Origin of the sequence: Antarctobacter heliothermus, from assembly GCF_900188425.1 — a bacterium.
Classification (GTDB): domain Bacteria; phylum Pseudomonadota; class Alphaproteobacteria; order Rhodobacterales; family Rhodobacteraceae; genus Antarctobacter; species Antarctobacter heliothermus.
The window spans coordinates 133,979-156,029 of record NZ_FZON01000002.1 but is presented as its reverse complement, the minus strand read 5'-3'; the positions used below and the strand labels follow the sequence as shown (position 1 = coordinate 156,029).

At 64.7% G+C, this 22,051-nt stretch carries 20 protein-coding genes; 9 read left to right on the top strand and 11 right to left on the bottom strand.

Features of this window, described 5'->3' with window-relative positions:
• Positions 1–25 precede the first annotated feature (25 nt).
• The 3 genes from CHB90_RS01890 to glmM are packed head-to-tail and all read left to right on the top strand — an operon-like array spanning position 26 to position 3,357.
• Positions 26–964 carry a dihydroneopterin aldolase gene (locus CHB90_RS01890; RefSeq protein ID WP_089276151.1) on the top strand — a complete coding sequence of 313 codons (939 nt, stop codon included), beginning with the start codon at positions 26–28 and terminating at the stop codon, positions 962–964.
• 39 nt (positions 965–1,003) lie between these two features.
• Positions 1,004–2,017: a dihydropteroate synthase gene (folP, locus tag CHB90_RS01885; RefSeq protein WP_089276150.1), complete on the top strand. Its 1,014-nt coding sequence runs from the start codon at positions 1,004–1,006 to the stop codon at positions 2,015–2,017.
• Positions 2,014–3,357: a phosphoglucosamine mutase gene (gene glmM, locus CHB90_RS01880; RefSeq protein WP_089276149.1), complete on the top strand. Its 1,344-nt coding sequence runs from the start codon at positions 2,014–2,016 to the stop codon at positions 3,355–3,357. The genes folP and glmM overlap by 4 nt, the downstream gene beginning before the upstream one ends.
• Before the next feature lie 56 nt (positions 3,358–3,413).
• Here the strand turns inward: glmM and CHB90_RS01875 are convergent, their stop codons facing one another.
• The 4 genes from CHB90_RS01875 to proS all read right to left on the bottom strand — a co-directional run bounded on the left by CHB90_RS01875 (position 3,414) and on the right by proS (position 6,077).
• On the bottom strand, positions 3,414–3,953 hold the full coding sequence (locus tag CHB90_RS01875) for a DUF2937 family protein (RefSeq protein WP_089276148.1): 540 nt from the start codon (positions 3,951–3,953) through the stop codon (positions 3,414–3,416).
• 90 nt (positions 3,954–4,043) lie between these two features.
• Positions 4,044–4,211: a hypothetical protein gene (locus CHB90_RS26460; protein WP_170940962.1), complete on the bottom strand. Its 168-nt coding sequence runs from the start codon at positions 4,209–4,211 to the stop codon at positions 4,044–4,046.
• 20 nt (positions 4,212–4,231) lie between these two features.
• Positions 4,232–4,693: a hypothetical protein gene (locus CHB90_RS01870; RefSeq protein WP_141135784.1), complete on the bottom strand. Its 462-nt coding sequence runs from the start codon at positions 4,691–4,693 to the stop codon at positions 4,232–4,234.
• 34 nt (positions 4,694–4,727) lie between these two features.
• Positions 4,728–6,077: a proline--tRNA ligase gene (proS, locus tag CHB90_RS01865; RefSeq protein WP_089276146.1), complete on the bottom strand. Its 1,350-nt coding sequence runs from the start codon at positions 6,075–6,077 to the stop codon at positions 4,728–4,730.
• Positions 6,078–6,312: 235 nt separating this feature from the next.
• Here proS and CHB90_RS01860 point away from each other — a divergent pair, with 235 nt between their 5' ends.
• The 6 genes from CHB90_RS01860 (at position 6,313) to CHB90_RS01835 (ending at position 15,439) form a co-directional block, all read left to right on the top strand.
• Positions 6,313–7,827 carry a pentapeptide repeat-containing protein gene (locus tag CHB90_RS01860; RefSeq protein ID WP_089276145.1) on the top strand — a complete coding sequence of 505 codons (1,515 nt, stop codon included), beginning with the start codon at positions 6,313–6,315 and terminating at the stop codon, positions 7,825–7,827.
• A gap of 196 nt (positions 7,828–8,023) precedes the next feature.
• Positions 8,024–9,112: an AI-2E family transporter gene (locus CHB90_RS01855; protein ID WP_089276144.1), complete on the top strand. Its 1,089-nt coding sequence runs from the start codon at positions 8,024–8,026 to the stop codon at positions 9,110–9,112.
• Positions 9,109–9,822 (top strand): HdaA/DnaA family protein, encoded by a 714-nt coding sequence (locus CHB90_RS01850; RefSeq protein ID WP_089276143.1) that lies wholly within the window; start codon positions 9,109–9,111, stop codon positions 9,820–9,822. Before CHB90_RS01855 ends, CHB90_RS01850 begins: the two co-directional genes overlap by 4 nt.
• 59 nt (positions 9,823–9,881) lie before the next feature.
• Entirely contained in the window at positions 9,882–12,056 is a 2,175-nt protein-coding gene (locus CHB90_RS01845) for an RNA degradosome polyphosphate kinase (protein ID WP_089276142.1), read from the top strand.
• 406 nt (positions 12,057–12,462) lie between these two features.
• Positions 12,463–13,761, top strand: a complete 1,299-nt coding sequence (locus CHB90_RS01840) for a flagellin (RefSeq protein ID WP_089276141.1) — start codon at positions 12,463–12,465, stop codon at positions 13,759–13,761.
• 130 nt (positions 13,762–13,891) lie between these two features.
• Positions 13,892–15,439 (top strand): Ppx/GppA family phosphatase, encoded by a 1,548-nt coding sequence (locus tag CHB90_RS01835; protein ID WP_089276140.1) that lies wholly within the window; start codon positions 13,892–13,894, stop codon positions 15,437–15,439.
• An 8-nt stretch (positions 15,440–15,447) separates the two neighbouring features.
• On the opposite strand, the gene CHB90_RS01830 is transcribed toward CHB90_RS01835, so the two are convergent.
• From CHB90_RS01830 to CHB90_RS01800, 7 genes are all read right to left on the bottom strand, one after another.
• Complete coding sequence (locus CHB90_RS01830) at positions 15,448–15,849, bottom strand: hypothetical protein (RefSeq protein ID WP_089276139.1); 402 nt, start codon at positions 15,847–15,849, stop codon at positions 15,448–15,450.
• Positions 15,850–15,889: 40 nt separating this feature from the next.
• Positions 15,890–16,900, bottom strand: coding sequence for an endonuclease/exonuclease/phosphatase family protein (locus tag CHB90_RS01825; protein ID WP_089276188.1), 1,011 nt, complete (start codon positions 16,898–16,900; stop codon positions 15,890–15,892).
• Positions 16,901–16,910: 10 nt separating this feature from the next.
• Positions 16,911–17,600 carry a molecular chaperone DjiA gene (locus tag CHB90_RS01820; RefSeq protein WP_089276138.1) on the bottom strand — a complete coding sequence of 230 codons (690 nt, stop codon included), beginning with the start codon at positions 17,598–17,600 and terminating at the stop codon, positions 16,911–16,913.
• A gap of 120 nt (positions 17,601–17,720) precedes the next feature.
• Positions 17,721–18,332, bottom strand: a complete 612-nt coding sequence (locus tag CHB90_RS01815; RefSeq protein WP_089276137.1) for a VOC family protein — start codon at positions 18,330–18,332, stop codon at positions 17,721–17,723.
• A 63-nt stretch (positions 18,333–18,395) separates the two neighbouring features.
• Positions 18,396–18,878 (bottom strand): MAPEG family protein, encoded by a 483-nt coding sequence (locus tag CHB90_RS01810; protein WP_245823118.1) that lies wholly within the window; start codon positions 18,876–18,878, stop codon positions 18,396–18,398.
• 119 nt (positions 18,879–18,997) lie between these two features.
• Positions 18,998–21,136, bottom strand: coding sequence for a methylmalonyl-CoA mutase (gene scpA / locus CHB90_RS01805; protein WP_089276135.1), 2,139 nt, complete (start codon positions 21,134–21,136; stop codon positions 18,998–19,000).
• Entirely contained in the window at positions 21,105–22,031 is a 927-nt protein-coding gene (locus CHB90_RS01800) for a hypothetical protein (protein ID WP_089276134.1), read from the bottom strand. Before CHB90_RS01800 ends, scpA begins: the two co-directional genes overlap by 32 nt.
• Between the last annotated feature and the right edge of the window lie 20 nt (positions 22,032–22,051).

Sequence of the window (22,051 nt, the reverse complement as noted above, 5' to 3'; positions counted from 1 at the left end):
GCGACGCATTCCAAGAGGGGCCGCCATGCCCAGTGATATTCGCCTAGCCTTTGCCCACCCGTCCGCACGCAGCATCGCCACCGCCGGCGACACGCCGCATGACCGGATCTCTGTCCGCGATCATGTTGTCGAGGTCGAAATCGGCGCCTTTCAGGCCGAACGCGGCACCACGCAGCGCGTGCAATTCAACGTGGTAGTCGAGGTGATCCCCTTTACCGGCTCGCTGGACGATGATGTCGACCGCATCCTGTCCTACGACCGAGTGACAGAGGCGATCGAACATGAATTGGCGGCAGAGCGGCTTAACCTGCTGGAAACGCTGGCCGAACGCATCGCCGAACGGATCCTGCTGGAACCGCAGGCGCTGCGCGCTTTTGTGCGTATCGAAAAGCTGGATCGCGGCCCCGGCGCGCTGGGGGTCGAAATCGTGCGCGCCCGGCGCGATGTGGCCGATCACCTGAACGCCATGGCCGAGGCAGTGGCACAGGAACGCCCGCATCCGCGCGTTGTCTTCCTGTCGAATGCCGCCATCGCCGATCCGCGCCTGACCGACTGGCTGGATGAGTTGGAGTCGCGCCGCGCGCCGCTGATCCTGTGTGTCGGACGGCCCGATCTTCCGGTGCCGCAGACCGGCCACAAGATGACCCAGCGCCGGATTGATCTGCTGGCGATCGAACAGAACGGTTGGTGCCTTGCCGCCCGCGATCCACGCGCCAAGGTGGTGGCCACGCGAACCGAACTGGACTGGGCCATGCGGCACGGGCAGATCTGCGTCTGGGCACCCTCGAAAATCGTGTTGGATTCCACCGAAGGCCCACGGTTCCAGCCACGCGATTCCGTCGCGCTGGCGGGCTGGTTCGCGGGTGAGCTGGAAGCCTGCGAACTGCTTGTCATCGGCGAAGAGTTGCCCGAGTCGCCGCCCGTTTCAGCACGCGCGCTGCCAGAGGGCGCCGCGCTTTTCTAACCGCTTGCCAAGCCCGGACTTATCGGTCAGTCAGTCGTCATGTGCGTTTATTTTCGCCCGCTTGTCCGTTTTGACGGCCCCCGTCCCGCCGAGGCGCTTGATCTTGCGGGCGGGCCGGGCTGGTTTTCGCACGCCGTCCGCCTGTCCCGCGATTCCGCGCCGCAAACCGTCTCTGTCGACGAGATTCCCGACGACTGGCGCGCGCGTCTTTCGACACCGCGCCCGCCGATGGCCGGACTGGTGTTTGACCATCCCCGGGTCATGGGCATCCTCAATGTCACGCCGGACAGTTTTTCGGACGGGGGCGTGCACCAGACCGCCTCCAGGGCCGTTCAGCGCGCGCATGAAATGGCCAACGCGGGCGCTGACATCATAGACATCGGCGGCGAAAGCACGCGCCCGGGTGCCTTTACCGTGCCACATGAGGCCGAGATTGCCCGGGTCGAGCCCGTGATCACCGCGCTCAGCCGAGAGATCACCACGCCAATCTCGATCGACACGCGCAAATCCTCGGTGGCCGAGGCCGCCGTGCGCGCCGGTGCGGCGTTGGTCAACGATGTCTCCGGGTTCACCTTTGACCCGATGCTGGCGCGGTACTGCCGCGATCACGGGTTGCCGGTCTGCGTGATGCATGCCCGTGGCGATCCCGAAACCATGCAGAGCGACCCGCGCTACGATGACGTGTTGCTGGACGTCTATGACTTTCTGGCCGCGCAAGTTGCCATGCTGGTGGAAACCGGCATTCCACGTTCCCGCATCCTGGTCGATCCGGGCATAGGGTTTGGCAAGCGGATCGAACACAACCTGACGATCCTGCAGAACATCGCGCTGTTCCACGGGATCGGCTGCGCCGTTCTGGTCGGCGCGTCGCGCAAGCGATTCATCGGCACGATCAGTGGCGCAGAGACACCCGCCGAGCGCACCTTTGGATCGGTCGCCGTGGCACAGGCCGTGGCGGCGCAGGGGGTGCAGGTTGTGCGTGTCCATGATGTCTCTGAGACCGTACAGGCGCTCGCTGTCTGGCGGGCCATTTCACAAGGAACCTATCCATGAGCCGCAAGCTGTTCGGGACCGACGGTGTCCGTGGGACCGCCAATACCTTTCCCATGACCGCAGAGATGGCGCTGATGCTGGGCGCCGCCGTGGGTCGGTATTTCCGCAATGAACACAGCGGCGTACACCGGGTCGTGATCGGCAAGGACACGCGGTTGTCGGGCTATATGTTCGAAAACGCGCTGACGGCGGGGCTGACGTCGACCGGCATGAACGTGCTGCTGCTGGGACCGGTGCCGACGCCGGCGGTGGGTCTGCTGACCACCTCGATGCGCGCCGATCTGGGCATCATGATCTCTGCCAGCCACAACCCGGCGGCGGACAACGGGATCAAGTTCTTTGGCCCCGACGGGTTCAAGCTGTCCGATGGCGTCGAGGCCGAGATCGAGGCGATGGTCGAAGAGGGCGCGCGCCCTGCGCAACCGGGAAATATCGGCCGTGCGCGGCGCATCGACGATGGCCGCTTTCGCTATCAGGAACGGGTCAAGAGTACCCTGCCGCCCGGCCTGCGGTTGGACGGGATCAAGGTGGTCGTGGACTGTGCCAATGGTGCCGCCTACAAGACCGCGCCAGAAGTCCTGTGGGAGCTGGGCGCGGATGTCGTGACAGTAGGCACCGACCCGAACGGTCTGAACATCAACGACAATTGCGGATCGACCAAACCGGCGGCTGCGGCCGAGGCAGTGCGCCGCCACGGCGCGGATGTCGGCCTGTGCCTGGACGGCGATGCTGATCGCATCCTGATGATCGACGAAAATGGCCGCGTGGCCGACGGCGATCAGTTCATGGCCTTGCTGGCAAGCCGCTGGGCCGAAGAGGACCGCCTGAAGGGCGGAACGCTGGTCGCCACCGTCATGTCGAACCTGGGTCTGGAACGGTTCCTGGGCGATCGCGGCCTGCGGCTGGAACGGACCAAGGTCGGCGACCGCTATGTGGTCGAGGCAATGCGCGCGGGTGGCTGGAACCTGGGCGGTGAACAATCGGGCCATATCGTCATGACCGATTACGCCACCACCGGCGACGGGCTGATGGCGGGGCTGCAATTCCTCGCCGAGATGGTGCGCACCGGCAAAAAGGCCTCGGAACTGGCGCAGAGCTTTGCGCGGGTGCCGCAACTGCTGAAAAACGTGCGCTACGGCGCGGGTCCGCTGCCGCTGGACGCTGACAGCGTCAAGAAGGCGATTGCAGATGCCGAGGGCATGTTGACCGGCAAGGGCCGTTTGCTGATCCGCAAATCGGGGACAGAGCCCCTGATCCGCGTCATGGCGGAATGTGAGGATGAGGCCCTGCTGAGCCAGGTCGTCAACGGCATCGTGGCCGAGGTTGAGGCAGTCGCCTGACACGCCACACCGTCCCGGGCGTGACCCGGGACTCTGACTGCGGCCATCCGGGTCGGTCAGGGTTCCGTCCTGTTGGGGCGTTGCCCGCGTCCGCCAAGGGTGCCCCACATCATCCGCCAGGACCGCCGCAGGATCGCTAACCCCAGTGCCAGCACCGCCCAGCCGCTGAGGAACCCTGCCCCGGCAAAAACCGCGCCTTCGAACGTCACGGGCATGGCCGGTTTGTACACCTCCAGCGCGCGGGCGGCGACCTCGCTGTCGGGCATCATGTCAAACGCCAGACGCGCCCGCATGAACGGCCCCGCCCCTTCCAATGTGTCCAGTGCCGCCGCCAATCGGTGATAGCGCGCGATGTCAGATGTCATATTGCCGGCCTGGGTCCGGGCCATCTCGCCCTCGTCCCCCAGCGCCACAAGATAGGCGTCCAGAGGCATGCCAACCTGCGCCGCATCCGCCTCATAGCGCGTGACCTGACGTTCCAGCTCATCCACCGCGCCGCCAAGGCGCTGCATGTATTGTTGCGAAAATTCGGGAAACTGGGACAGGCCCACCGCGCCGGTCAGTCCGCCGACCAGAGTCAGTAACCGCAAAAACATCTGCCTGCCTCCCGTCGCTTGTCGGGCGATCTCTGGTCGCATGGTGGCAGAAACCCACCTGCGAGACGAGAGGAAATGCCAGGCCGCGCCTCAGTCGGCGAAAACCGCCCGCACCAAGGCATTGTCCTGCGCCAGCAGCTCATGGTCCTCGATCAGAAAGACCAGCACGCCGGGCGGATTACCCTGCGCCGCAAGCCAGCGGTCCCATTCCAGTGCCACACGATCGGATTGCGCCAGCGCGGGTGTCGCCCAAGTCATTGATGCCAGACATAGCGCCCTCAGCAAGGGCCGAAGCCCAGCGATCCCGCAATCCCCGCCACTTGTGGGTCGTAGTGCGCGCGGCGTGTCACCGGATACCGCAGCTCCAGATGGGCCAGCGCCGTCTCTCCGCCACAGGTGTGACCTTCTTCAACACGCAAGTAAAAGATTATCTCATCCTCAAAGCCGGACAGCACAAACCAGCCCGCCCCGGCGGCGTCATAGGTGATCTGCGCCCCATCGCTGAGGTAATAGCCGCGCGTGTCGGCGCGTTCCCTGTCCATCGGTGCCATGGGCCAACTGCCCCACAGCACGATCTCCGCCCCGTCGTCGTAGGTAAAGACCCGCCCGTCATCATTGTCCGGCGGCGGGTCCAGCGTATAGCCCCCCGGCAGGACGGCATGAACGCCAAAGCGCCCGACGGTTTCGGCGGGCGCCTGACTGGCAAGGATGACAAGGGACGTCAACAAGGCAAGGCGCATGGGCATCTCCAATCGGGGGCATTCACCCCCAGGATCATGCCCCCGGCAGCACCTTGCTGTAAATCGCCGCGATCTTTTCGATGGCCTGTTCGGGCGGCAGCTCTTCGCTCTCGCCAGTCCGGCGCGAGGTCAGCTCGACCACCCCGTTCTTGAGCCCGCGCGGCCCGACGGTGATCCGCCACGGCAGGCCGATCAGGTCCATCGTTGCGAACTTGCCACCCGCACGTTCGTTGCGGTCATCATAGAGCGGCTCCAGCCCCAGCGCGGTCAGCGACGCATACAGCGCCTCACAGGCGGCGTCGGCCTCGGCATCGCCCTGCTTCAGGTTCACGATCCCGGCGTGGAACGGCGTCACGCCCTCGGGCCAGATGATGCCCTTGTCGTCATGGCTGGCCTCAATGATGGCGCCCAGCAGGCGCGACACGCCGATGCCGTGGCTGCCCATGTGAACCGGCACCTTGTTGCCGTCGCTGTCCTGCACGGTGGCACCCATCGGTTCCGAATACTTGGTGCCGAAGTAGAAGATCTGACCAACCTCGATGCCGCGCGCGGTGCGGCGGCGGTCCTCGGGGATCTGGTTGAACAGCGCCTCGTCGTGGGTCTCATCGGTGCGGGCATAGCGTGAGGTGAACTCCTCCAGCACGGCCTGGCATTGGGCGTGGCTGTCGAAATCAATCTCACGGTCGCCGAATTTCAGGTCGGTGATCTGGCTGTCATAGAAAACCTCGGACTCGCCCGTTTCCGCCAGCACGAGGAATTCATGCGTGTCGTCGCCGCCGATGGGACCACTGTCGGCGCGCATCGGGATCGCCTGCAGGCCCATGCGTTCATAGGTGCGCAAGTAGCTGACGAGGTGGCGGTTGTAGGCGTGCAGCGCGTCCTCTTTGGTGAGGTCGAAATTGTAGCCGTCCTTCATCAGGAATTCGCGGCCCCGCATCACGCCGAAACGGGGGCGGATCTCGTCGCGGAATTTCCACTGGATCTGATAGAGGGTCAGCGGCAGGTCTTTGTAGCTGCCCACATGGCTGCGGAAGATATCTGTCACCAGTTCCTCGGCGGTGGGGGTAAACAGCATGTCGCGGCCGTGGCGGTCCTGCATCCGGAGCATTTCCTGCCCGTAGTCATCGTAGCGGCCCGACTCTCGCCAGAGATCGGCGCTTTGAAGGGTGGGCATCTGGATGGCGATGTGACCGGCGCGGGCCTGCTCCTGATGGACGATGTCCTCGATCTTGCGCAGCACCTTGAAGCCGAGCGGCAGCCAGGAATAGATCCCGGCGCTGGCCTGTTTGATCATGCCCGCGCGGAGCATGTAGCGGTGGCTGACGATCTGCGCCTCGGAGGGCGTTTCCTTGAGAACGGGCAGGAAATAGCGGGACAGGCGCATGGTGTGACCTCTGGGCAAGCGATTTTTCCCCTCGTAGCGGGTTGATGGGGGGCAAGCAAGCGGCGGCAGGGGCGGCACAGGGGTGTCCACGCGTGGACAGACCTGCGGGTGTGGAATATCAAGGGGTTACAGAGATGGTTTTACGTTGTCTTAAGACTCTGGCGGAATTTGCCCCCTTCCCGGAGGGGGCGACTTGGGCCAGAGTGATGCGCATTGGCATCGGGGATTTTGCGAGATGGATAGTGAGAACGTGACCTCATTGGGCGAGAATCTGATGCAGGCGGTCGCGTTCTTTTCCATGCCGCTGGTGCAGACGGTTGCGATTGCCGTCCTTGCCGCCGCGCTGGCTGCGTTTCTGTTTATTGGGTTCCGGGAAAAGTCACGGACCGAAAGAAACGAGGAACCCGCGACGCTGACGGGACTGCGCGTGCTGGCGGTGCTCCTGGCACCCATCTGGCTGCTGATTGTCGGGTATATCCTGCGGTCCCTGGGCGCGCTGGCGATGGATTTCGATGCCACGCTGTACAACACCAAGGATGGCACAGAGTTGCGCTGGCATGTGTTGGGCTTTGTCGGCCTGATCACCGCCTTGGGCGCGCTTGTCTCTGCACCTCTGGCACTAATCCGGGTCTGGACGACGGAACGCCAGACGCGAACGTCGGAGCAGGGACATATGACCGACCGCATTAGTAAAGCGGTCGAGCAGCTGGGGGCGGAGAAAACTGAGGTTCGCTACACCCTGGACAAGGACAACACCCCTGTTCAAGCCCAGCGCACCGTCCCCAATATCGAGGTACGGATCGGCGGGCTGTTGTCGCTGGAGCGGATCGCGCAGGACAGCACGAGGTACGACAAGGGGCGTGACCATGTGCGGGTGATGGAGATCCTCTGCGCCTATGTGCGGGAGAATGCACCGGCACAGGACGCAGTGGATTTTCCGTTGATGGAGTGGGAACCGTTGGCGGAGGATGCGAGTGAGGAAGAGCGGAAAAAGCATTTGGCGTGGCGGAATGCGCGGTTGGACGTTGGCTTGATGCGTAATCCCAATGCGTCGCAATGGGCGCAATCGCTGGACGGCCCGCGTGCGGATATTGCGCTGGCACTGCGGATCATCGGGCGGCGGGATGTGGATCAATTGCGGGTTGAGGCGCGATGGTTGCCAGAGGCCTTGGACACGGCAGAGTGGGTCTTTGACACGCCCTGCCCGAAGTTGCCGGACCCGCCCGAGGATCAACCGCATCCGAAGGGAGCGATCGAGGCCTACGAAGCCCGGCTGGAGGGCTGGAAGGCGAAGATTTCCGGCTATCGCGGCTATCGCCCCGACCTGCGCAACACCAACCTGCAAAAAGCGGACCTGAGCAAGCTGACCTTGTCCGGGGCAAATCTGACCGGCGCGCGGATGGAGGGGGCGGTCCTCACGCAGGCGCGGATGGAGGGGGCGGTCCTCTGGGGGGCGCGGATGGAGGGGGCGGTCCTCACGCAGGCGCGGATGGACGCCACAACCGATCTGACCGCGACGGATGTCTCATCCGTCGCGGTCAGATCGGTTGATTATACCAATGTGCCGCTGTCGCAGGCGCAGATCAATGGGATGTTCGGGGATGCCAGTGTGGACCTTCCCGAGGATAGGGAGAGGCCGGAGCATTGGCCGACGTGGGAATTGCCGATTGATGGCGAGCACAATTTTCACGGCGAATGGAAGAAATGGCAGGACGATCCCGAGGGGTATGAGCCGCCCGATCCACCGTAGGAGGCGGCGGGGTGAACCCCGCCCTACGGTGTGGTGTGCGGTGTGGTGTGCGGGCTGAAGGGCCGCGTGGCTTGGTTGGGGGCGTGGCAAGGCCAGTTCTCCACATGATCCTCCCCAGATTTCATGCGCCTTTCCCGCGCATTCCCTTGAATCACGGCAATAAGCGGGCGATGTAGGGCGATACGAAAGGATATTCATGGCTCTGCCCGTCCAAGATCAGATGAAGTACTGGGCCGTCGCGGCGGCGGGCTTTGCCGTCGTGCTGTGGTTTCTGGGCGATGTCCTGCTGCCCTTTGTCCTGGGCGGCGCCATCGCCTATTGCCTTGACCCCGTCGCCGACTGGCTGGAGCGGGTCGGGTTGACGCGGGGCGCGGCGACGGCGGTGATCACGGTCGCCATGCTGCTGGTCTTTGTCATCATGACGCTGGCGGTGATCCCGCTGCTGATCCAGCAGGCCATTTCCCTGTTCGAGTTCGCGCCGCAACTGTTCCGCGACCTGCAAGGCTTTCTGGCGGAACGCTTTCCCAACATGATGGATGAGGGCAGCGTTGTGCGCTCGACCCTGCTGGATCTGGGCGAGAGCATCAAGCAGACCGGCGGGCAGCTGATCCAGGCGGTGCTGACCTCTGTCGGCACGCTGCTGAACTTTGTCGCGCTGTTCCTGATCACGCCGGTGGTCGCGGTCTACCTGCTGATGGACTGGGACCGCATGGTGGCGCGGGTCGATGAGCTGGTGCCGCTGGATCACCGCCCGGTGATCCGCCACCTGGCCAAGGAGATCGACCGCGTGCTGGCCGGGTTCATCCGCGGCATGGGATCGGTCTGTCTGATCCTTGGCACCTACTACGCGGTGTCGCTGTGGCTGGTGGGGCTGCAATTTGGTCTGGTGGTGGGCGTGATCGCCGGCCTGCTGACCTTTATTCCCTATGTCGGGGCCATCGTGGGCGGCGTGCTGGCGGTGGGTCTGGCGCTGTTCCAGTTCTGGGGCGAATGGTGGTGGATCCTGGCGGTCTACGCCATCTTCCAGTCGGGCCAGTTCATCGAGGGCAATATCCTGACGCCGAACCTTGTGGGCAATTCGATCGGGCTGCACCCGGTCTGGCTGTTGCTGGCGCTGTCGGTGTTCGGGTCGCTGTTCGGGTTTGTCGGGCTGCTGGTGGCGGTGCCGCTGGCGGCGGCGCTGGGGGTGATCGCGCGGTTCCTTGCCGGGCAATATGTCGGCTCACGGCTGTTTCGCGGCATCACCGGGGGCGACGACAGCTTTTTCGAGAGCGACGACAGATGATCGGGGACTCCGGGCAACTGCCCCTGCCCCTGCCCACGCGGACGGCGCTGGGGTGGCAGGATTTCTTTGTCAGCCCGTCCAACGCGCTGGCCGTGGCGCAGGTCGAGAACTGGCGCAACTGGCCGACGCAAAAGCTGATCCTTGCGGGGCCGCAGGGGGCGGGCAAGACCCATCTGGCGCATATCTGGGCGCAGATGGCAGAGGCGCGGATCGTCGATGCCGACGCGCTGTGCTGCGCCGATATCCCCGCGCTGGCCGAGGGGCCGGTCTGCGTCGAGAACCTTGAAAAGATCGCCGGGCAGCGTGCGGACGAAGAGGTGCTGTTTCATCTGCACAATCTGGTGCTGTCCAATGGCGGCGCGCTGATGATCACGGCCACCCGCCCGCCGGCGTATTGGAACCTGTCGCTGCCCGATCTGGCCAGCCGGATGATGAGCGCGCAGGTCGCCCATATCACCGAGCCGGACGACACCCTGCTGGCCGCCCTGCTGGCAAAGTTGTTTGCCGACCGCCAGATCGTGCCCGCGCCCGAGGTGATTGCCTATCTGGTGCGCCACATGCCGCGCAGCTATGCTGCGGCGGCGCGGATCGTGGCGGCGCTGGACGCTGTCGCGCTGGCGGACCAACGCCGGGTGTCGCGCCCGATGGCGGCGCGCGTGCTGGCGCAGGTGGTGCCGCCGGGATCAGAAGACCGCGGCACGCCGCGCTAAGGCCCCGTCACCGCCGGGCCGTCATTAACCTGTTTCACTTGCGGAGGCATATACGCTCCATGACCCAAGCCAACTTTCTCAAAGCCCCGCTGCCGCCCGCCACCGACCTGCCGGATCTGGACCCGACTGGACCGGGGCGTTTCTTTAACCGTGAGCTCAGCTGGCTCGGCTTTAACTGGCGTGTGCTGGAAGAGGCCGAGAACCCACGCGTCCCCCTGCTGGAGCGGATGCGCTTTCTGTCGATCTCGGCGGCCAATCTGGACGAGTTCTATACCGTGCGCGTCGCGGGTCTGCGGGAACTGGCCCATGCGGGCAACACGACCCCCGCCGCCGATGGCCTGTCCCCTGCCGAACAACTGGTGCTGATCGACGAAGACGCGCGCCTGTTGATGGCCGAACAGCAGCGCGTGCTGACCGAACTGCGCGAGCTGATGGTAGATGAGGGCATCTCTATCGTGACCCGGACAGAGCTGAACGAGGGCGATGTCAGCTTTCTCGCCGAGGCGTTTCTGGCCAATGTCTTTCCGGTGCTGTCGCCGCTGGCCATCGACCCGGCGCACCCGTTTCCGTTTATCCCCAACATGGGCTATTGTCTGGCGCTGCAACTGGAACGGACGCGCGACAAACGCTCGCTTCAGGCGTTGCTGCCGATCCCGGCGCAGATCGACCGTTTCATGTCCCTGCCCGCAGCAGACGGCGAACACCGCTTTATCCAGCTGGAAGAAGTGCTGCTGTTGCACATCGACAGCCTGTTCCCTGGCTACCGGATCAAGGATCACTTTGGCTTTCGCGTGCTGCGCGACAGCGATCTGGAAGTCGAGGAAGAGGCCGAAGATCTGGTGCGCGAGTTCGAGGTTGCCCTCAAACGCCGCCGCCGGGGTGAGGTTGTCCGCCTGACGATCTCCAAAGGCTCTCCCGACGGGTTGCGCAAGATCGTCATGGACGCCCTGCATGTACGCCACGACGAGGTCATCGAACTCGAAGGCATGGTCGGCGTCGCCCACACCAAGGAACTGGTGATCGACGCGCGGCCCGATCTGCTGTGGCCGTCATTTACGCCGCGCGTGCCCGAGCGGGTGCAGGACCACGACGGCAACATGTTCGAGGCGATCAAGCAGAAGGACATGCTGCTGCACCACCCCTATGAGACCTTCGACATGGTGGTGCGGTTCCTCAAGCAGGCGGCGCTGGACCCCGATGTGGTTGCGATCAAGCAGACGCTGTACCGGACGTCGAAAAATTCGCCCATCGTGGATGCGCTGTGTGATGCCGCCGAAGAGGGCAAATCCGTTACCGCGCTGGTCGAGCTGAAGGCGCGGTTCGACGAGGCCGCCAATATCCGTCAGTCGCGCCGTCTGGAACGGTCGGGCGCGCATGTGGTCTATGGCTTTCTTGACTGGAAAACCCACGCCAAGATTTCTCAGGTGGTGCGCCGCGAAGGCGACCGGCTGGTGACCTACACCCACTGGGGCACCGGCAACTATCACCCCATTACGGCGAAGATTTACACCGACCTGTCGTTCTTTACCTGCGACGCGGCGCTGGGGCGTGATGCGGCCAAGATCTTTAACTATCTGTCGGGCTACGCCATGCCTGCGGGGCTGGAAAACCTGCTGATCTCACCGCATTCGCTGAAAGCGGGCATGATCGAGATGATCAATCAGGAGATCGAGCACGCCAAGGCGGGCCGCCCGGCGCAGATCTGGATCAAGATGAATTCCTTGATCGAACCGGACATGATCGACGCGCTGTACCGCGCCAGCCAAGGCGGGGTAAAGATCGACTGCGTGATCCGGGGCATCTGTGGTCTGCGTCCCGGCATCAAGGGCCTGTCCGACAATATCCGGGTGAAATCCATCATTGGCCGCTTTCTGGAGCATTCGAGGATTGCCTGTTTCGGCAATGGCCACGGGCTGCCCAGCAAAAAGGCGCGGGTGTTCATATCCTCGGCGGACTGGATGGGACGCAACCTGAACCGGCGGGTTGAAACCGGCGTTGAAATCCAGAACCCCACGGTCAAGGCGCAGATCGTCAGTCAGGTGATGGCGGCGAACCTTGCCGATACAGCGCAAAGCTGGGTCATGGAGCCGTCGGGCAACTTTAAGAGGTACACGCTGCCGGAAGGCGAGTTTTCGTTCAACTGCCACCGCTTTTTCATGGAGAACCCGTCCCTGTCGGGACGCGGATCGGCGGGCGCGTCGGACGTGCCAAAGCTGACCCATACCAGCGATTGAGCCGCCTCAATTGTTTCGATTTCGTCAACAAGGGCGTCCCAAATGGGGCGCCTTTTTTGTGCGGCGCAGGTGGATTCCACCCGCAGACGTCGCCCCGGTGCCCTGCCCCGTGGGGAATCCGACAGGCAGTAGTTTCCATTTTGGAAACTATCGCCGGGGCAGTCGCGCAAGGGGTGATCAAGTGACTCAAATCCCTGACGCATTTTTGCCCCAATATGGCCCCCAGTCCGCCGCAAATCGTTAAAGGACAGTTAAAGCGGACGACGGACATTGGCCCTTGCACGAGACATCTCGTGGCGCGGGGTCGCGATTCTCCCGCACCGTCAGAAAGGCGCTTCCCGGACCGGGCATTTCCCCGGTCTTCCCGGCGCGAAAAGCGCCGTCTGACGAGAAAGGCGATAGCTTTATGTCGAGCATCAACACCAATCACGGGGCCACAACCGCCCTGCAAACGCTGAAGTCGATCAACGCCTCGATGGCGGACACGCAAATGCAGATTTCGACGGGCAAGAAAGTGGCCTCGTCGAAGGACAACGCCGCCGTCTGGGCGATTTCCAAGACGATGGAGGCCGATGTTCAGGGCTTCAAACGGGTGAGTGACAGTCTCAACCTTGGCCAGTCCACCGTTTCAGTCGGGCGTCAAGGCGCGGAAACCGTTGCCGAGCTGCTGACAGAGGTGAAGGGCAAGGTTGTCGCCGCACAGGAAGAAAACGTCGACCGCGCCAAGATCCAGACCGATATTGTCGCCCTGCGTGAACAAATCGGGTCCATCGTCAGCGCGGCGCAGTTCAACGGTCAGGCAATGCTGTCCAACACCGAGCAGACCGCCGGGTCGGGCGGGATCAACGTGCTGGCCTCGATCAACCGGTCCCAGACGGGGGTCACCTCCAGCGACATCCGCGTGGCCAAGCAGGATCTCAGCCAGGGTCAGGCCAGCATCGGCAGCGGATTGACGGCGATGACAGGTGCCGCCAATGACATCACCGGCACGGGTGACGGCGCGGCGGCGACCATGACCGGCGCCGGCACCGCCCCCACCGGCACCACCACCCTTGGCGCGTCCGCCACGACGACGGTCGCGGCAGGCACCGGATTTTCGGTCGAAATTTCCGCCACAGCGGCCAATGCCCCCGGCAACACCTCCGGGCGCAACGACATCAGCTATGTGGCGCGCGACGGCGACACGATGGAAGACGTGGCCGCCGGTCTGGCGGCGGCCTTCAACAAATACGTCAGCGACGATCTGGGTGCCGGCAACGAGGGCACGGTGGGTGCCGCCGCCAGCGGCAACCAGGTTACCTTTACCGGTGCCGATCAGGTCGGCGACAACTTTTCCGTCACGGTGAACCAATACGCCGCTGACGCCACCAGCACCATCGGCGGCGGGCTGGCGGAACTGGCCAATATCGATGTCACTACCCAGGCCGGGGCTGACGCGGCGCTGACAGAAATGGAAGGGCTGATCCAGACCGCCATCGACTCGGCCGCCGCCTTTGGCTCTGCCGAAGGACGGCTGGAAACGCAAAAGGAGTTTGTCAGCGGCCTGACCGACGCGCTGAAATCCGGCATCGGCACCCTGGTGGATGCCAATCTGGAAGAGGTCTCTGCCAAGTTGCAGGCGCAGCAGGTGCAACAGCAGCTGGCCATTCAGGCGCTGTCGATCGCCAATCAGGCACCGCAGTCGCTGTTGTCGCTGTTCCGCTAAGGCGGCGCGGCCCCTGAAATCCGGCACCAGCCCTTGAGTATCGCGGACACGACCGTGCAAGGGCTGGTGCCTTTCGATTGACCCGCTGCGCTCTTGCGGGTGATAAACCCGGAAATCGATCGGGATTCGCATGGACGGGCAAGACGATACACACGGGCACTGGGACCCGTTCGGGCGGCCTCTCTTCGATGATCCGAAGGCGCGGGCACTGGCCCGGGTGGGCGTGGTGGACATCGGGTCCAACTCTGTCCGGCTGGTGGTTTTTGACGGTGCGGCGCGCAGTCCGGCCTATTTCTACAACGAAAAGATCATGTGCGGCCTGGGGGCCGGGATGGCCGAAACCGGGCGTCTGAACCCCGAGGGGCGCGAACGGGCGCTGCGCGCCATGCTGCGGTTCCGGGCGCTGGCCGAGGGCATGGACCTGCCCGACCTGACGGTGGTCGCCACCGCCGCCATGCGCGACGCCGAGGACGGCGCAGAGTTCCGGCAGATCCTGGAGGCCGCCACCGGCCTGCGGGTCTGGGTGATCGACGGCGCCGAAGAGGCGCGGCTGTCGGCGCAAGGCGTGCTGCTGGGTTGGCCCGGCAGTTATGGACTTGTCTGCGACATCGGCGGATCGTCGATGGAACTGGCTGAAATCCACGACGGCCAGGTCGGGCGGCGGGTGACGTCACCGCTGGGGCCGCTGAAACTGCGCGACATCGACGATGGTCGCAAGGGCCGCGACAAACAGATCAAGCGCGAGCTCAAGCGGCTGGCCGAGCACATGGGCACCCAACGCGACCGGCTGTTTCTGGTCGGCGGCAGCTGGCGCGCCATCGCGCGGATCGACATGCACAGGCGCGGCTATCCCCTGCAGGTGCTGCACGAATACCGGATGGATGCGGACGCGGTGCGCGAAACGGTCGCCTATATCGAGGCAACCGAGGATCACGACACCCTGCGCAAGGCCTGCGGCGTCTCGGCCACGCGCATGGCGCTGGTGCCCTATGCGGGCGAAGTGCTGCTGCGCCTGCTGGAAACCTTCGAGCCGATGGACATCGCGATTTCCAGCTATGGCATCCGCGAGGGCCTGCTGTATGAGCAGATGCCCCAAGACCTGCGCGACCGCGATCCGCTGATCGAGGCCTGCCGCTTTGGCGAGGCCAAGGACGCGCGGATGCCCGGCTTTGGCGCGGCGCTGTATGAATTTGTGCTGCCGCTGTTTCCAGAGGCGAGTGCCTCGCGCAAGCGGCTGATCCACGCGGCCTGCCTGCTGCACGACGTCAGTTGGCGCGCACACCCCGACTACCGTGCCGAAGTCTGTTTCGACAACGCCACCCGCGCCAATCTGGGCGGGCTGAAACACTGGGAACGGGTGTTCCTGGGTCTTGCCCTGCTGCACCGCTATCGCAACAAGCGCGAAGGCACCCGGTTCGAGGATCTGTACGCGCTGCTGGACGACGCCCACCAGACCGAGGCCGAGGTGCTGGGCAAGGCGCTGCGCTTTGGCGCGATGCTGTGGACGCTGCGGACCGACGGCACCGGCCCACGGTTGGCCTGGGACCCCGAAACACAGGCGCTGGATCTGCACCTGAACGCCAGCACCTCGCCGCTCTATGGCGAGGTCGCGGAGTCGCGGTACAAATCGCTGGCCGATGCGCTGGGGGCCGAAACCCGCGAGGTCAGGATCGGCTGAGGCCCGCCTTACAGGTCGATCTTTTCCTCTGGTACGGATTTGGGCGGGGTTTCGGGTCCGGGACCGGGCCGGACATCAGGCGTCTCTGGCACCAGCGGATCACGGCGGCGGATGAGGATGTCGCCATTGTCCAGCATTTCGGGCGGGTGATAGACGGTCCAGTCCTCGACCTTTTCCAGCAGATCCCCCAAGGCCGGGCCCATCTCTGCCGCGAAATCGCGCAGGCGCGGTTCCATCTCCCGGGTGATCTCATCAAGCTCTTTCAGGGCCGGTTCCATTTCGGTCATCAACCCGCGCAGAAAGAGTTTAGCCCCCTCTTCCATAAGGTTCAGACCGTCATCCTCCTGTTGCGCGGCAACCGGCGCAGCAAGGAGCGATAGCACGAGGGCGGGCATGGCAAGCTGTTTCATGTCCCCAATATAGGCGCGGGCCGCACGTCTGAGAAGATGTCTACAGGTCGATATCCAGCGTCACCGGGAAATGGTCCGACGCCACCAGCAACGCGCCACGCAAAGACTCGTCCTGCCAGCATTCGGCATCATCGAACGGGTGCCAGATGCGCCAGCGCGGCGCGCACATCCGCAACGCGGGCGAGATCATGATGTAATCCAGCAGCGCCTGAAGATAGCGTTTCTCTTCGTAGATGTAGAACCGCGCCGTGCTGGGCTGTGCGCCCAACCGGCTTTGCAGCGCCTCGGAGGCGTGCGGATCATACAGCAGCCGGTCCGCCCCGTTGCCCGTGCCCAGCAGGATCTCGACCGAACTGCGACCGAACAGCCCCTCGTAGGCGTCAAGGCCGGGACCGTCGTTCAGATCGCCCATCAGGACCACATCCTCGCCCTCTGTCAGATGCGTCTCTATCCGGCGGCGCAGCCAGACCGCCTGCGCCAGTTGTTTGCGCCGGTTGGCGATGGCCAGCTTCATGATCGCGTCATGGCCGCGCGCGCCATGCGGGGCCTTGGATTTCAGATGTGCGCCGATGATCCGCAGCCGTTGCCCCGACAGGGTTTCGACCGCCAGTTCCAGCGGCGGCTTGGAAAACGTCACCCGGTCGGCGCGGGCGTCGATATCAAGATCAATCTCCAGTTCGGCGTCAAAGCGCGGCGCAGAGGGGCTGTGCCGGGGGTCGTGGCGCACACGCAGCACGTCCGGGTCGAACAGCAGCGCGATCTCCTGCTGGGTGTCGTTGACGAACCCCGTCACCACGTCGCGGGTGCGCAGCCCTGCGGCCGCGGCAAAATTGGCCAGCGCGCGGGTGGTGGAGCGGCGGCGGCTGGTGTCGGGGGCCTCGATCACCATGACGGCGTCGGCGTTCAGGGTGCGAAAGACATGGCCCAGCGCCTCTAGCTGGTCGCCACGGGTGATCCGGTGCCGCCCGCCGATCTCATCGTCGATCAGCGGGCGGCCCTTGTTGTCAAAGAGGGAATCGAACCATTCGACGTTGTAGCTGGCCAGCCGCATCGCCCCGCCCTCAGGCAGGTTCACGCGCGGTGGTGGAAATCTCTTCCCACGCCCGGTTGATGTCGATCAGGCGTTTCTCGGCGATCTTGACCGCCTCTTGCGGCACCCCCCGCGCCATCATCAGATCCGGGTGGCTGTCCCGGACCAGCTGCCGCCAGCGGGCGCGGATCTGGTCGATCGGCATGTCGGGCGCAACCCCCAGCACACTATAGGGATCGGGGACCGCATCGGGGACAAACCGCGCCCGCAGCGCGCGGAATTGCAGATCGTCGATGCCAAAGATGGCGGCGACATTGGACAGAAAGTCATCCTCTGCCGGGTGGTAGGTGCCATCGGCCATGGCAATATGGAACAGCCCCTCCATCAGGTCGCAGAGCGTCCCGGCGCTGTCGCCGAACATCTTTTGGATGCGGCGGGCGTATTCCTCGTACCCGGCGACGTCCTGCCGGGCGAGGTTGAAGACCCGCGCGGCGCCGGCCTCATCCTCGGGGGCGATCTGGAACACCTCGCGAAAGGCGGTGACCTCATCGCGCGTCACCAGCCCGTCGGCCTTGGCCATCTTGGCGGACAGGGCGATCACGGCAATGGTAAAGGCGACGCCGCGTTCCGGCGGCGCGCGCAGCCGGTCAAAGACGGCGGCCAGCCCTTCGCCAGAGGCGAGCGCCTGAATGGCCTGAGAGATGCGGGACCAGATCGACATGGGATCAGTTTACGCGCTCTGGCACAGAGTGTCAGGAGCGGATCAGAGAATTTTCCGCATCGGCGCAAGGTTCTGCCGGTGGCCGGGACTACGCCGCTGACAATCAGGGCACACCCGTCGTCACAATTGACGCGAACCGTCCGGGCCACGCAGACGGGCGCTCAGGCCGGAGCGTGATGCGGTCTGGAACGACACCAGCGGCGCGTTCAGGTGAGGGGCCAGCAATGCCTCCAGCGCGGGGGCCTCCGGGTGGGCCACCACCACTTGCTCCAGCGTCAGACCGGAGGCGGGCAGGCTTTGCCCCGGCGGCGTGGCGACATGCCACTGGATCAGCGCCGGGAACAGGCCGTCAAAGGGCAGGACGCCGTCCTCTGGCACCGCCATCGACCAGCGCAGCCCGTCGCGTTCCAGGTCCACGCGCCGCCCCGCCATCGGCAGCGCCGCTATGGCGGCGTCGATGTCGGGCACGCGGGCGATCCACTTGTCCAGCCGTGCGGACCCGTCAAAACGGTCCAGCCCGAACCAGCGCGCATCGGGTGGTGCGGGCGCATCCGGGTCGATGGCGATGGCCTCCAGGTAGACCCCTGGCGCCAGCCCGATCAGCCGGTTGTGGGTGCCATAGCGCGCGTGCCGCCCACCCGGTCCCATCGACAGGCTCAGCGCGCCCTCCACATGGGCCACCGCCTCTGGCAAAGAGCGGCCCAGCACAGCGATATGATCCAGTTCCAGCATGAGGCGCCTCGCGGATGTGTCCTGCGCGAAACCTAGCCGCGCAGGGCGCGGATGAACAGGGCCTCAGACCACCAGTTGCAGGGCCTCGCGCAGCACCAGAAGGGCGGCCAGGACCGTCGGATAAAACGTGGCTGCAAAGCCAAAGGCGCGCAGCGGCGGTGAGACGTGATAGCCAATCCAGAACGCCAGTCGCGCCAGCACAAAGCCCACTCCCAGGCTCAGCACCGTGCCGCTGCCCAGCACAAACCCGGCCAGCGGCCAGACACAAACCGCCAGCACCACCTGCTCGACCGTGTTCGACAAGACGCGCGCGTCGATGCCCGCAGCACCGGTCAGCGCCTGTCCGTCGATGATCGCATCGTCAAAGAACCGCCGCTGCGCCAGCCGCCCGATCACGGCCATCAGCGGCAGACCCATGCATCCTCCCGCAACTGCCAGCGCGAGAACCAGCCCCGTGTCTTTCCACACCGGACCCAGCCAGATCAACAGAACGCCCCAAAGCGCGCCCAGTGCCATACCGATCAGGATTTTCACACGTTTGGACATGGGCATCCCGCTGCCTGCTTCTTTTCTGTTCAAATACCCCAAAACGGGGGCGCAGCCCCCGATGCGCGCGCCCGGCACGGGCGCGCGCTGGTCGGCGCGCCTCAGCGCGCCGAAACTGCTCAGGCCTTGTCGGCGCTGGCGGCGCGGATCAGCCGCAGAATGTCCTGCGCCGCTTCGGGGATATTGGTGCCGGGGCCAAAAATCGCCTTCACACCCGCGTTGTACAGGAATTCATAATCCTGATGCGGGATCACCCCGCCGCAGATCACCAGAATCTCACCTGCGCCCTGCCGCTTCAGCTCTTCGACCAGTTGCGGGGCCAGCGTCTTGTGACCCGCCGCCTGAGACGAAATGCCGATGACATGCACATCGTTGTCGATGGCGTCCTGTGCCGCCTCTTCCGGGGTCTGGAACAGCGGCCCCACGTCGACGTCAAAGCCGATGTCGGCAAAGGCGGTGGCAATCACCTTGGCCCCCCGATCATGGCCATCCTGACCCATCTTGACCACCAGCATCCGGGGGCGGCGCCCCTCTGCCTCGGCGAAATCCTCGACCGATTTCTGGATCGCGGCAAAGCCTTCGTCGCCCTCATATGCCGCACCGTAAACCCCGGCGAGCGTCTTGACCTCGGCCCGGTGGCGGCCAAATTCCTTTTCCATTGCCATGCTGATTTCCCCCACGGATGCCCGCGCGCGCGCCGCCTCGACGGCGGCCTCCAACAGATTTCCGCCCGCCTTGCAGCGGCGGGTTAATTCGTCCAGTGCCGTCTGACAGGCGGGCTCATCCCGTGTGGCGCGGATTTTCTCCAGCCGGGCCACCTGCCCCTCACGCACCTTGCCGTTGTCGATATCCAGGATGTCGAGGTCATCCTGCTTGTCCAGCTTGTACTTGTTGACGCCGACAATCACGTCGATGCCCCGGTCAATCTCTGCCTGACGCTGGGCGGCGGTTTCCTCGATCCGCAGCTTGGGCATGCCGGATTCCACGGCGCGGGTCATGCCGCCCATGCCGTCAACTTCCTCGATCAGTTTCCACGCCTCTTCGGCCAGATCATGGGTCAGCTTTTCAACGTAATACGACCCCGCCAGCGGATCGACGACCTTGGTCACCCCCGTCTCTTCTTGCAGGATCAGCTGGGTATTGCGGGCGATGCGGGCGGAAAACTCCGTCGGCAGGGCAATCGCCTCATCCAGTGCGTTGGTGTGCAGCGACTGGGTGCCGCCCAGCACCGCTGACATCGCCTCATACGCCGTGCGGATCACGTTGTTGTAGGGGTCCTGTTCGGCCAGCGACACGCCGGAGGTCTGGCAATGGGTGCGCAGCATCTTGGAGCGCGGGTTCTTTGCCCCAAGGTCGGTCATGATGCGGTGCCACAGCATCCGGGCGGCGCGTAGCTTGGCCACCTCCATGAAAAAGTTCTTGCCGATGGCAAAGAAGAACGACAGCCGTCCGGCGAACTTGTCGATGTCCATGCCCGCCTCGATGGCGGTTTTGACGTATTCCTTGCCGTCGGCCAGCGTGAACGCCAATTCCTGCACAAGGTTCGCGCCCGCCTCTTGCATGTGATAGCCGGAGATCGAGATCGAGTTGAATTTCGGCATCTCGTTCGAGGTGTATTCGATGATGTCCGAGATGATCCGCATCGAGGGCGCGGGCGGATAGATATAGGTGTTGCGGACCATGAATTCCTTCAGAATGTCGTTCTGAATGGTCCCTGACAGGATCGACTTGTCATGGCCCTGCTCCTCACCCGTGACGATAAAGCTGGCCAGCACCGGGATCACCGCGCCGTTCATGGTCATCGACACGCTGACCTTGTCCAGCGGGATGCCGTCAAACAGGATCTTCATGTCCTCGACGCTGTCGATGGCGACACCGGCCTTGCCCACGTCGCCGACCACGCGGGGGTGGTCGCTGTCATAGCCCCGGTGCGTGGCCAGATCGAAGGCGACAGAGACGCCCTGTTGTCCAGCGGCCAGCGCCTTGCGGTAAAAGGCGTTCGAGTCCTCGGCGGTGGAGAAACCGGCGTACTGACGGATCGTCCAGGGGCGCCCGGCGTACATTGTCGCCTTGACGCCACGGGTGAACGGCTCTGCCCCCGGCAGGTCGCCCATATGCGGCAGGTTCTCTGTGTCGGCGGCGGTATAGAGCGGCTTGACCTCGATCCCCTCAAGGGTATTCCAGGTCAGATCATCCAGCGGGCGACCGCGCAGTTCCTTTTCAGCATCAGCGCGCCAGCTTTCGGGCAGGTCCGTCATCGGGTGTTCCTCTCTTCATGGCAGCCGCGGCCAGGTTCAGCCTAGGTCTCGCGGGCTCCGGGTCCTCTGTCAGTGTGGCCAGACCATCCGCCCCGGCACGCAGCCAGTAGAGATCGTCGGCATAGATTTCGCGCAGGCGGGTGGCCTGGGGAGTGTTGAACGGGCTCCACCGCGTGGTGTGTGGCGCGTCGGGCAGTGCCGCGCCCCGGTCGGCCAGCACGGCGCGCAGGCCCGCCATGTCCGGGCGGCGGTTCTCGACAAAACTGCCGGGGCGGGCGACGGGCACGGTGCGTCGGTCGGTCAGCACCCGCAACAGCAGGTCTGGCCGGTCGCCAAACGCCTCATAGGCGGTGATCTGGATGTCGGTGCCGGGACAGGCGCAGGCGATGTCGGTGATCACGTCGCGCCAGCTGCGGGCCGCGCGGCTGATCGCCTCGATCGTGGCAGGGTCCGGCAGATCCTCGCCGCGCGGGACCAGCCAGGCGATGCACGAGGCCCACCAGGCATCCAGCGCGCGGATCTGCAAGGTAACGCGGGTCGGCCCGCCAAACGCCGCAGACAGCCGCGCCAGCCGTTCGCCGACGCCGGGATAGACCGCGCGCCGCCGCAGGCAGCGGCGCGGCGTCCCGGCCATGTTCTCATCGGTGACCACCAGCACGGCAACCCCGTTGCGGCGCGCCCCTTCGAGGTTGATCGCAACCCGGCCAAGCGCGCGCTGCGGTTCATGCGCGGCGCAGGGCTGGTCGGCGATGCCGTTCAGCAACCCGCCGCGCGTGCGCCACGGCGCCCAGAACCCGATCCCCTGCGCCCCCAGCTCTGCCCGGTTGGCGCGCAGATAACTTTGGAAACTGGTGGTGGCGGTGCGATGCGCACCGATATGCAAAATGACATCCATCGTGTCGCAGCCCCCATGGC